This window comes from Arsenicicoccus bolidensis DSM 15745 (assembly GCF_000426385.1).
GTDB lineage: Bacteria > Actinomycetota > Actinomycetes > Actinomycetales > Dermatophilaceae > Arsenicicoccus > Arsenicicoccus bolidensis.
Genome location: NZ_AUFG01000006.1, coordinates 102,742 through 114,254, shown reverse-complemented (window position 1 = coordinate 114,254; position 11,513 = coordinate 102,742). Strand labels below are relative to the sequence as shown.

General features: G+C 71.6%; 10 protein-coding genes. 3 read left to right on the top strand and 7 right to left on the bottom strand.

Features of this window, described 5'->3' with window-relative positions:
• Positions 1–86: 86 nt before the first annotated feature.
• On the bottom strand, positions 87–473 hold the full coding sequence (locus K313_RS0105315) for a MerR family transcriptional regulator (RefSeq protein ID WP_019287270.1): 387 nt from the start codon (positions 471–473) through the stop codon (positions 87–89).
• 126 nt (positions 474–599) lie between these two features.
• Between K313_RS0105315 and K313_RS0105310 the strand changes: the two genes are divergently transcribed.
• Together K313_RS0105310 and K313_RS0105305 are read left to right on the top strand one after the other, a co-directional pair.
• Positions 600–1,793, top strand: coding sequence for an acyl-CoA dehydrogenase family protein (locus K313_RS0105310; protein ID WP_019287271.1), 1,194 nt, complete (start codon positions 600–602; stop codon positions 1,791–1,793).
• Between the two features lie 39 nt (positions 1,794–1,832).
• Complete coding sequence (locus K313_RS0105305; protein WP_034251834.1) at positions 1,833–3,383, top strand: acyl-CoA carboxylase subunit beta; 1,551 nt, start codon at positions 1,833–1,835, stop codon at positions 3,381–3,383.
• Between the two features lie 98 nt (positions 3,384–3,481).
• Here K313_RS0105305 and K313_RS0105300 read toward each other — a convergent pair whose 3' ends face one another.
• The 6 genes from K313_RS0105300 to K313_RS0105275 form a co-directional block, all read right to left on the bottom strand.
• The gene (locus K313_RS0105300; RefSeq protein WP_029210732.1) at positions 3,482–4,126 is read right to left on the bottom strand and encodes a Maf family protein; all 645 of its coding nucleotides are present in this window, start codon (positions 4,124–4,126) and stop codon (positions 3,482–3,484) included.
• Positions 4,127–4,185: 59 nt separating this feature from the next.
• Positions 4,186–4,911, bottom strand: a complete 726-nt coding sequence (locus K313_RS0105295) for an alpha/beta fold hydrolase (protein WP_029210731.1) — start codon at positions 4,909–4,911, stop codon at positions 4,186–4,188.
• 23 nt (positions 4,912–4,934) lie between these two features.
• The gene (locus K313_RS0105290) at positions 4,935–6,794 is read right to left on the bottom strand and encodes a Na+/H+ antiporter (RefSeq protein WP_029210730.1); all 1,860 of its coding nucleotides are present in this window, start codon (positions 6,792–6,794) and stop codon (positions 4,935–4,937) included.
• 186 nt (positions 6,795–6,980) lie between these two features.
• A complete protein-coding gene (locus K313_RS0105285) occupies positions 6,981–8,717 on the bottom strand; it encodes a DUF885 domain-containing protein (protein WP_034251945.1) in 1,737 nt (578 codons plus the stop codon).
• A 37-nt stretch (positions 8,718–8,754) separates the two neighbouring features.
• Positions 8,755–9,054: an acyl-CoA carboxylase epsilon subunit gene (locus K313_RS0105280; RefSeq protein WP_029210728.1), complete on the bottom strand. Its 300-nt coding sequence runs from the start codon at positions 9,052–9,054 to the stop codon at positions 8,755–8,757.
• Positions 9,055–9,082: 28 nt separating this feature from the next.
• Complete coding sequence (locus K313_RS0105275) at positions 9,083–10,687, bottom strand: acyl-CoA carboxylase subunit beta (protein WP_029210727.1); 1,605 nt, start codon at positions 10,685–10,687, stop codon at positions 9,083–9,085.
• 23 nt (positions 10,688–10,710) lie between these two features.
• Here K313_RS0105275 and K313_RS0105270 point away from each other — a divergent pair, with 23 nt between their 5' ends.
• Complete coding sequence (locus tag K313_RS0105270; protein ID WP_034251828.1) at positions 10,711–11,511, top strand: biotin--[acetyl-CoA-carboxylase] ligase; 801 nt, start codon at positions 10,711–10,713, stop codon at positions 11,509–11,511.
• Positions 11,512–11,513: the final 2 nt, after the last annotated feature.

Sequence of the window (11,513 nt, the reverse complement as noted above, 5' to 3'; positions counted from 1 at the left end):
CCTTCGGTCGGCCACGTTCTGTCGCAGGATACCGAATGGAACGGTCAAACCATTACTCAAAGTACCGTCGATAGGCCGAACGGGTGTCAGGTGACGCGGCGACCCAGCTCCTCGCGGCACCGGCGCTCGAAGGCGTCCAGCTCGCGCATCGACTCCTGCAGGTCGGCGAGCCGTCGCTCGAGGTCGGTCCGCCGGTCGTCGATCTGCTCGAGGACGTAGCGCAGCTGTGAGGTAGGGCCCTGCGCCTCGTCATACATGTTGACGATGGTCCTGATCTCCTCCAGCGGGAAGCCGAGGCGCTTGCCGCGCAGGATCAGGGAGAGGCGGGTGCGGTCGCGGCGGCGATAGACGCGCTGCGTGCCGCGGCGCTCCGGCGCGAGCAGCCCCAAATCCTCGTAGTGCCGGATCGTGCGGTGGGTCACGCCGAAGTCGTCGGCGACCTGAGCGATCGTCCACTCCTCGGGGGTTGTCATGGGCGCCATCGTGCTTTACGTTTACGTCAACGTCAAGCATCTGTCCGTATGCCGTCACCGCCCGTCATCCCTCAGCCGCTCTCCCACCCATCCCCCGATCGCCACCGTCGTCGAAAGGCCCCACCCGTGTACGAGCTCAGCCAGGACCACGAGGACTTCCGCCGCACCGTGCGCGACTTCGCCGAGGGCGAGATCGCGCCGCACGTCGCCGAGTGGGACCGCGAGCACCACTTCCCGGCCCACCTGATCCCCAAGATGGGGGAGCTCGGGCTGTTTGGCCTGGTCGTCCCCGAGGAGTTCGGCGGCCACAAGTCGGCGGACGGCGAGGGCGGCGAGTTCACCTATCTGTGCGTCGCGATCGAGGAGCTCGGCCGCGTCGACCAGTCCATGGGCATCACCCTCGAGGCGGGCGTCGGCCTCGGCATCAACCCGATCCTGACCTTCGGCAGCCAGGAGCAGAAGGAGCGCTGGCTGCCCGACCTGGCCGCCGGGCGCACCCTCGCGGGGTTCGGGCTCACCGAGCCCGACGCGGGCTCCGACGCCGGCGGCACCAAGACGCGAGCCGTCCTCGAGGGCGGCGAGTGGGTCGTGAACGGCGCCAAGTCCTTCATCACCAACTCGGGCACCGAGATCACCTCGGTCGTCACCGCCACCGCGCGCACCGGCACCCGCGAGGACGGCAAGCCCGAGATCAGCGCCATCATGATCCCCTCCGGCACACCGGGATTCGAGGTCGCGCCGCCTTATCACAAGCTCGGGTGGAACATCTCGGACACCCACGGCCTGTCCTTCAGCGACGTCCGCGTCCCCGAGAGCAACCTGCTGGGCGCGCGCGGCAAGGGCTTCGGGCAGTTCCTCGCCACGCTCGACGACGGCCGCATCGCCATCGCCGCCCTCGCCGTCGGCTGCATCGCCCGCATGCTCGAGGAGTGCATCGCCTACTCCACGAGCCGCCTCGCCTTCGGGCGGCCCATCGCCGTCAACCAGGGCGTGTCCTTCCAGATCGCCGACCTGGCCGTGATGCTCGAGAACGCCCGCCTCCTCACCTACAAGGCCGCGTGGCTCAAGGACGAGATGGACGCCGGGCGGCGCAGCCTCGCCGAGGTCAAGCAGGCCGCCTCGATCGCCAAGCTCTACACCTCCGAGGCGGCCGTGACCTCGACCCGCATGGCGACCCAGATCTTCGGCGGCAACGGCTTCATGGAGGAGTATCCCGTCGCGCGCTTCTATCGTGACTCCAAGATCCTCGAGATCGGCGAGGGCACCTCCGAGGTGCAGCGCATGCTGATCGGCCGCGGCCTGGGCCTCCCCACCGCCTGACCCCGGCGCGCCCGACATACGACCCCCGAAGGGAATCTGATGGCCCACCAACCGGATCCGAAGGTCGCCGACGTCCGGGAGCGGCTCGAGGCGGCGCTCGAGGCCTCGGCCACACCACCCGACAAGGCCGCCGCCAAGCTCGCCTCCCAGGGCAAGCTCTATGTCCGCGAACGGATCTCGTTGCTGTTCGACGAGGGGAGCTTTGTCGAGGACGGGCGCTACGCCAACGCGATGGCGACCGGGCTGCCGGCCGACGGCGTCGTCACCGGCCGCGGTCTCGTGGACGGGCGACCGGCGATCGTCGTCGCGAACGACCCCACCGTCAAAGCGGGTTCGTGGGGCGCGCGGACCGTCGAGAAGATCGTGCGAGCCACCGAGAGCGCGCTGCGCGAGGAGCTGCCGGTCTTCTGGTTCGTGGACTCGGCGGGGGCGCGCATCACCGACCAGGTCGAGATGTTCCCGGGGCGGCGCGGGGCCGGACGGATCTTTCACAACCAGGTCGCGCTGTCGGGCAAGGTGCCCCAGATCTGTTGCCTGTTCGGCCCGTCCGCGGCCGGCGGGGCCTACATCCCCAGCTTCACCGACATCGTGATCATGGTCGACGGCAACGCCTCGATGTATCTCGGGTCGCCCCGCATGGCCGAGATGGTCGTGGGGGAGAAGGTTTCGCTGGAGGACCTCGGCGGCGCCCGGATGCACTGCACCGTCTCGGGGGTCGGCGACCTGCTCGCGGGCGACGACGCGGAGGCCATCGACCTGGCCAAGGAGTACTTCTCCTACATGCCGCTGTCGTGGCGGCAGCCGACGCCGCACTTCTCCGTGGAAGAGCCGACCGCGGCCCTGACCCGGGAGGACATCCCGGAGGTCGAGTCCGTGCCGTTCGACATGCACGAGGTCATCGACCGGCTCGTCGACGACGAGCAGTTCTTCGAGGTCAAGCCGACCTTCGCCGCGGAGCTCATCGTGGGCTACGGCCGGATGGCCGGGCAGACCGTGGGCTTCGTGGCCAACAACTCCGCCGTCAAGGGTGGCGTGCTGTTCAGCGACTCCGCCGACAAGGCAACGCGATTCATCACGACGTGCGACGCCTACTCGATCCCCCTGGTCTACCTCGCCGACGTGCCGGGCTTCATGATCGGCTCCGAGGTCGAGCGCGGCGGCATCATCCGGCACGGCGCCAAGATGGTCTATGCCGTGTCGGCGGCGACCGTGCCGCAGCTGTGCGTCGTGGTGCGCAAGGCGTATGGCGCCGGGCTGTACGCGATGGGGGGCCCGGGCTTCGCGCCGGACGCGACGATCGCGCTGCCCACGGCGCGCATCGGGGTCATGGGTCCCGAGGCGGCCGTGAACGCGGTGTACGCCAACAAGATCGCCGAGATCCCCGAGGGGCCGGAGCGGGACGCGTTCGTCGCCGAGAAGCGGGCGGAGTACGAGAAGGACATCGACCTCGAGCGCCTCGCCGCCGACCTCGTGATCGACGACATCGTCGAGCCGGAAGCCTTGCGGGACACCATCATCCACCGTCTGAGCTATGCCGGTGGTCGGTCGCGCCACTTCACCGAGCGGCACACGGGGATCTCGCCGGTCTGACGGCTGCGCCGGGCAGGTGAGGGTGACGACGGGTGGAGAAGGCCACCGTCATCGGTGGTGCTCTCCACCCGTTGGTGATGCGGTGGGCGGGTGGGGCGTCATACGGCTCGCTCGAGGTCCCACCAGCCGATGCCGAGCTCGAGCAGGAGCTCGCGCAGCAGCGGCAGGGAGACGCCGACCACGTTGTGGTAGTCGCCCTCGATGCCAATCACGAAGGCGCCGCCGAGACCGTCGACGGTGAATCCGCCTGCGACCCAGAGGGGCTCGCCGGTCGCGACGTAGGCGTCGATCTCGGCGTCCGAGAGGTCGGCGAAGTGCACGACGGTCGACGCCGTGCGCGAGACCTGGCGGCCGGTGGCGAGGTCGGTGATGGCGTGGCCGGAGTGCAGGACGCCCTCGCCACCACGCATCCGCCGCCACCGCTCGACCGCGACGGACGCCGTCTCGGGCTTGCCGTGCACCTCGCCGCCGAACTCCAGGACCGAGTCGCACCCGAGGACCAGGGTGGGGGTCTTCGTCGAGCCCGCCTCTGGGACGAGGGATTCCGCGACGTCGTCACGCTTGGTGCGGGCCAGGGCGAGGGCGTGCTCGGCCGGGCCGAGGCGGGTGCCGCCGGCCTCCAGCGCGGCGATCGTGGCGGGCTCGTCGACGCTCGAGACCTGGACGCGTGGAGCCAGGCCGGCCGAGCGCAGGGTGGCGAGGCGGGCGGGGGAGGCGGAGGCGAGGACGAGCTGGACGACCATGGCGCGACCCTACCGGGGGCAGAGGCATCGACCGGCCTTCGTCCGCCAGGCTGATGCCTCTACCCCCGGTAGGTCTGCGTGGCGCGGTCGAGCAGCCCCCGCAGGTGCGTCGCGCACGCCTCGGGGTGCGTCAGCGGCAGGAAGTGCGTCGCCCGCGGCACCGTCACCACCTGCGCGGCGGGGCAGGCGGCGGCATAGGCCCGCACCCCGAGCCGCATCTGGTCCAGCCCTCCGTTGAGGAGCAGGACGGGTATGTCGAGCCCGCCCAGCAGGTGGGGACCGCACTGCGCCATCACCGCCGACCAGGCCGCGGGCATCGCCGCGTAGCCCTGCCCGTCGTCGGTGACCTGGCTGATGTCGCGACCGCCAGCGAGTCGGCGCATGACGCCGTTGGCGACATGGGCCATCCGCGCCGACCCAACCACGGGCACGAGCCGGGCGAAGCCGCGGTAGACGGCCGCGCCCGCACCGGCCGGCACACCGGTGGCCCCGACGAGCCCGAGGCCCGCGAGGCGGTGAGGCTGCGCGGCGGCATACGACATCGCGACATAACCCCCCAGGCTGTGGCCAGCGAGGACGACCGGGCCGTCAGCGGGCAGGGCCTGCTCGACCGTCGCGAGGGCGCCCTCCCACGTGAAGTCCTCGGCGCCGCGGGAGCCGTGGCCGGGGAGGTCCGGGGTGACGACGCGGACGCCGGGCAGCAGCGCGGGGTAGTCGCGCCAGAAGCCGGCGTTCATGCGGGTGCCGTGCAGCAGGACCAGGGTGGGTGTCGGGGTGGGGCCCATGCCGCGAACCTACCTGAGGTAGGTCAGTCGCCGGAGGCGAGCAGGCCGTCGACGAAGCACCAGCGCCAGGACTCGCCCGGCTCGAAGGACCGCATGGTCGGGTGACCGGTCGCCTCGTGGTGCCGCGTCGCGTGCCGCCCCTCGGAGGAGTCGCAGCAGCCGACATACCCGCAGGTCAGGCACAGTCTCATGTGCACGGGCGTGGTGCCCTCGGCGAGGCAGCCGATGCACTCGCCGTGGGTGCGCGGCTCGACGAAGGTCGGCGCCTCCGCCAGGTGCTGACAGGGCGCGTCGGGCAGGGCGGGGGAGAGGGCCCGCAGCCGACGGGCGCGCTGCTCGACCCGGATCAGCGAGGTCTCCTCGAAGTCCAGCGAGGCCAGCACCGCCGAAATCACCTCGGACTCGACCTCGCCCTCGCTGCGCACCCGCAGGACCTCCTCGCGCTCGGCCCGGATGGCGGCGGTGCGGAGCCGGCGGTAGGTCTGGCTCGGGGTCTCCTTGCGCTCGTCGGGGCGGCCGAGCCGCTCCCAGATGGCGTTGACGCGGCGCTCGGCCTGGTCGCGGAGCGTGGCGATGGTGGCGGCGTCGTCGGGGCCGGCCTCGGCGTCCATGGCGCGGCGCCCGGCCTCGACCGCGCGGGCATAGACGGTCGCCTCCTGCAGCGCGTCCTCGCGGGGGTCGGGGCCGTGCACGTCCAGGCGGCGGGCGAGGACGGGGAGGGTGAGGCCCTGGATGAGGAGCGTCCCGGCGGTGACGACGAGCGCGACGAGCACGAGCACCGGGCGGTGCGGGGTGGCGAGCGGCAGGGTGAGCGCGGCGGCCAGGGTGACCACGCCACGCATGCCCGCCCACGCGATGAGCGCCGACTCCTGCCAGGGGGTGACGCCGTCGCGGCCGCGCGCCCGCACGACGAACCGCGTCGCCATGATCCACGCGACGCGGAGCACCATCACCCCGACCAGCAGGAGCAGGCACGCGGCGACGATGCGGCCCCAGCCGAGCGGGGAGCTGGAGGCGGCGGAGACGATCGAGCGCGTCTGCAGCCCGACGAGGAGGAAGACGGAGTTCTCGAGGAGGTAGGTGATGGTCTTCCAGTTGATGCGGGTGGTGACGCGGGACTGCGCCGTCTCGACGACGGGCGCCACGTGCCCGATGAGCAGACCGGCGACGACGACCGACAGCACGCCTGACGCGTGGAAGTGCTCGGCCGGCGCGAACGCGATGAACGGCAGCAGGAAGGACAGGGCCGTGGTGGCGACGGGGTCGCTGGTGCGCTTGAGCACGTATGACGCCGCCTTGGCCACGACCACGCCGACCACGATCGCGATGACCACCGCCTTGGCGAAGTCCAGCAGGACCGCGCCGACGGTGACCGCCGCAGTCAGGGCACCGGTCGCCGTGCGCAGCGACACCAGGGCCGTCGCGTCGTTGACCAGCGACTCGCCCTCGAGGATGGTGACGACCCGTCTCGGCAGGCCGATCTGCTTGGCGACGGCGCTCGCGGCCACGGCATCGGGCGGGGCCACGATGGCGCCCAGGGCGAACGCCGCTGCGAACGGCAGCGGCAGCAGCGCCCACGCCAGCAGGCCGATCCCCGCAGCCGTGAACAGCACGAGTCCGATCGACAGCCAGCCGATCGCGGACAGGTTGTCGCGGAAGTCCATCAGGCTGGTGTTGTGCGCCGCGGTGTAGAGCAGGGGCGGCAGGATGCCCACCAGCACGAGCTCGGGGGACAGGGTCGGCTCGTGGATGAACGGCAGGTAGGAGCCGACCAGCCCCACGACGATGAGCACCAGGGGTGCCGACAGGCCCCAGCGGTTGGACAGGGTCGTGACGGCGAGGACGGTCAGCGCGAGGCCGACCACGAGCGTGAGGATCTCCACGGCGCACATCCTCCCACCGGCGGGGCGGTGGCGCGGCCCGCGTTCAGACCCGCCGGGGGCCGAGGCATCAGCCTGGGGGACGAAGGCCGGTCGATGCCTTTACCGGGGGCGGGTGATCAGCCGGGGGTCAGCACATCCGCCTGGGGTCGGCACATCCGCCTGGCGTGCGAGGTCGGGCGAACGTGACTACCTGAGGTAGGGGTGGAGGACGGCGGTGCGCAGCGTGTCCAGGCCGACCCCGCCGATGTCGAGCGCCCGACGGTGGAAGTCCTTGAGCGAGAAGGCCTCGCCCTCGCGCCGCTGCACCTCGTCGCGCAGCTGCAGCCAGAGCCGCTCGCCGACCTTGTACGACGGGGCCTGCCCCGGCCAGCCGAGGTAGCGGTCCAGCTCGAACCGCAGCACGGCCTCCTCCATGTTGGCGTGCGCCGTCAGGTAGGCCCAGGCCTTGTCGTAGGTCCACTCGCCGCCGCCGACCTCGGCCGGCGCCTCGAAGCCGCAGTGCACGCCGATGTCGATGACCACGCGGGCCGCGCGCAGCGACTGCCCGTCCAGCCAGCCCATGCGGTTGCCCGGGTCGTCCATGTGCCCGAAGTCGGCCATGAGGCGCTCGGCATACAGCGCCCACCCCTCCCCGTGGCCCGAGGTCCACGAGAACTGGCGCCGCCAGGTGTTGAGCTGCTCGCGGTTGTGGACGGTCTGGGCGACCTGGAGGTGATGCCCGGGGACGCCCTCGTGGTAGACGGTGGTGAGCTCGCGCCAGGTCGTGAACTCGGTGACGCCCTTGGGCACCGACCACCACATGCGGCCGGGGCGGGTGAAGTCGTCGGAGGGGCCGGTGTAGTAGATGCCGCCGGTCTGGGTCGGCGCGATGCAGCACTCGATCTCGCGCACGGGCGCGGGGATGTCGAAGTGCTCGCCGTCGAGCAGCCGGACGACCGCGTCGGCCTCGTCCTGCATCCAGCGACGCAGGGCGTCCGTGCCGTCCAGGCGGTAGGCGGGGTCCTGGTCGAGCAGCGCGATCGCCTCGGCCACCGTCGCGCCCGGGCTTACCTGCTGGGCCACGTCCTGCATCGCCGCCGTGATGCGGGCGACCTCCTCCTGGCCCCAGCGGTAGGTCTCCTCGAGGTCGACGTCGGCACCGAGGAAGTAGCGCGAGCACAGGGAGTACTGGTCGCGGCCCACGGCGTCCTCCTCCGGCGCCTCGTCGAGCAGCTCGACGCGCAGGAACTCCGCCATGCGGGCGTAGGCGTCGCCCGCCGCCCCCACCTCGCGGGTCAGGCGCTCGCGCAGCTCGGGCGGCAGGGCGCGGTGGGGAGCGAGCGCGCCCTTGAGGAAGCCCGCGAAGTAGCCCTCGGGCTCGACCAGGTCGCGGCACTGCTGGATGCACGCCTCGACCTGGCGGCGGGCCGACACCGCGCCCTTGTCGCGGGCGGACAGCAGGGACTCCTGGTACTGCTCCAGGGCGAGCGGGATCCGGCCCATGCGCAGCGCGATCGTCGCCCAGTGCTCGACCGTCTCGGTCGGCATCAGGTCGAAGGCCGCGCGGATGTCCTGCAGCGGGGAGGCGATGACGTTGAGCGAGGACTCGACGATGCCTGCGGCATACATCTCCTCGGCGAGACCGAGCCGCTCGGTCATGGCGGTCACCGTGACCCCGTCGGTGTCGCTCGTGGGCTGGACGGAGGCGAGCGCCGCGAGCGTGCGCCGGCGCAGCTCGGACTGGGCGCGCAGCCCGTCGGGGGAGAAGTCGTCGATCTGGTCGTCGTGACCGGGGATGCCGACGTAGGTCGCGGTCAGCGGGCTGAGCTCGAGCGTCTCGCGGACGAACTCGTCGGCGATGCGGTCGACGGCGCTGCGGTCGGCGGCGCTGCGGTCGGCGGCACTGCGGCGGGAGGTGGGGGAGGTCTCCTGGGCACTGGTCACCTCGAGCACGCTACCCAAGGTCGCGTGAGCCGGCTCGTCAGCGCGCCGATCGCCATCCCCACGAGGACCGGCGGCGGGCGCCGAGCGACGAGACGCCGAGGTTGCGGGCCCGGCTGGCCCAGATGCCCGTGGGCTGATCCTCGGCGGCAGGCTCCCCGCCCGCCGCGGCGGCCACGACGAGCAGCAGCGCCGCGAGCTCCTCGTCGGTCGGGTTGCCCTTGGTCACGGACAGCAGGGTCGGTATGCCGACCGCCGCCGCGTCCTCGGGAGCGGCCACGGCCGAGGGGACGGCCGGCGCTGCGTCCGTCTTCACGTCCGTCTTCACGTCGTCGGTCATCGGCGAACCCTCCTGCGTCGGCGAGCGGTCACAGCGGGATGTTCCCGTGCTTCTTGGGCGGGTGGTTCTCGCGCTTGGTCTGCAGGGCCCGCAGGGCCTGCACGACGTTGCGGCGGGTCTCCTGCGGGGCGATGACCGCGTCGATGTAGCCGCGCTCGGCCGCGACGTAGGGGTTGGCGAGGTGGTCCTCGTACTCCTTGATGAACTGCGCGCGCGTCGCGTCGACGTCGCGGCCCTCCGCCTCGGCCGCGGCGATCTCCTTGCGGTAGAGGATGTTGACCGCGCCCTGCGCGCCCATCACGGCGATCTGCGCGGTGGGCCAGGCGATGTTGACGTCGGCGCCGAGGTGCTTGGACCCCATGACGTCGTACGCGCCGCCGTAGGCCTTGCGGGTGATGACGGTGACGAGCGGGACGGTGGCCTCGGCATACGCGTAGATGAGCTTGGCGCCGCGGCGGATGATGCCGTTCCACTCCTGGTCGGTGCCCGGCAGGAAGCCCGGCACGTCCACGAAGGTCAGCACGGGCACGTTGAACGCGTCGCAGGTGCGCACGAAGCGCGCGGCCTTCTCGGAGGCGTCGATGTCCAGGCACCCGGCGAACTGCATCGGCTGGTTGGCGACGATGCCGACGCTGCGCCCCTCGACCCGCCCGAAGCCGGTGAGGATGTTGGGCGCGAACATCGGCTGGACCTCGAGGAAGGCCTGGTCGTCAAGGATCGCCGTGAAGACCTCGTGCATGTCGTAGGGCATGTTGGGCGAGTCCGGGATGATCGTGTCCAGGGCGACGTCCAGCTCGTTGATCTCGAGGTCCACCTCGGCCTCGAAGACCGGCGGGTCCTCGTGGTTGTTGCTCGGCAGGTAGGACAGGAGCTCCTTGACGTAGTCCATCGCGTCGTTCTCGTCGGAGCCCATGTAGTGCGCGCAGCCGGACTTGGAGTTGTGCGCCGTCGCGCCGCCCAGCTCCTCCATGCCGACGCTCTCGCCCGTGACGGTCCTGATGACGTCCGGGCCGGTGATGAACATGTGGGACGTCTGGTCGACCATGACCGTGAAGTCCGTGATGGCGGGGGAGTAGACCGCCCCGCCCGCGCAGGGCCCCATGATCAGCGAGACCTGCGGGATGACGCCGGACGCGAGGACGTTGCGGCGGAAGATCTCGCCATACATCCCCAGCGAGGCGACACCCTCCTGGATCCGCGCGCCGCCGGAGTCGTTGAGGCCGACGACCGGGCAGCCGATCTTCATGGCGAAGTCCATGACCTTGACGATCTTCTCCCCGAACACCTCGCCGAGGGACCCGCCGAACACCGTGAAGTCCTGGGCGAACACGCACACCTGACGACCGTCGACGGTGCCGTAGCCGGTGATCACGCCGTCGCCGTAGGGGCGGTTCTTGTCCTGCCCGAAGGAGGTCGAGCGGTGGCGGGCGTACTGGTCCAGCTCGACGAACGAGCCCTCGTCGAGGAAGGCCTCGACGCGCTCCCGGGCGGTCTGCTTGCCGCGGGCGTGCTGCTTCTCGACCGCCTTCTCGGAGGCCCCGTGCAGGACCTGCTCGTTGCGGTGGTGCATGTCGGCGAGCCGACCTGCGGTCGTGGCCAGGTCGAAGGTGTCCGTCGTCGGAGCGTCAGCCATGGCGACACCATAGCCTTGGCCTCGTGACCTCCGCTCTGCGACAAAGCGCTCTGACCAGCCATGTGACGGACGCCATGTCCCCGTGGCTCGATGTGGAGGTCCGCGACGCCGTCGCCAGCACCAACGCGGCGCTGCTGGCGGACCCCCGGCCCTGGCACGTGCTCACCACCGACCACCAGCAGGCCGGACGCGGTCGGCTCGCCCGGTCCTGGGAGACCCCGGCCGGCACCGCCGTCGCGCTGTCGGCCTGCGTGCCCGTCCCACCGGCTCGTATGACGGACGCGGGGTGGCTGCCCCTGCTCACCGGCCTGGCCGTGCGGGACGCCCTCGTCGGGCTCGGGCTGGCGGGGGCGGTGCTCAAGTGGCCCAACGACGTGCTCGTCGCCACCGACGGCGACCGCAAGGTGTGCGGGGTGCTGTGCGAGCTGGCGCCGGCCCCTGGTCCTGGGGATGGGGTCGCCGTGCTGGGGATGGGGATCAACGTGCACCAGACCCGCGACCAGCTGCCCGTCGAGACGGCGACCTCGCTCGCGCTGTGCGGCCTCGAGGTCGGACGCGAGGAGGTCGTGGTCGCCGTGCTGCGCGCCCTGGCCCACCGGCACCGGCAGTGGGCGACGGCGTCGCGGATGCCGGCGCTGCGGGCGGACTACGCCGCGGCGTGCGCGACGCTCGGGCGCCAGGTCGCCATCCACCTGCCCTCGGGTGCGGTGGAGCCGGGCGAGGCGGTGCGGGTCGACGAGGCCGGTCGTCTCGTCATACGCACCGCTCACGGGGACCGCATCCACGCGGCCGGTGACGTGGTGCACGCGAGGCTGTCGGCCTGAGG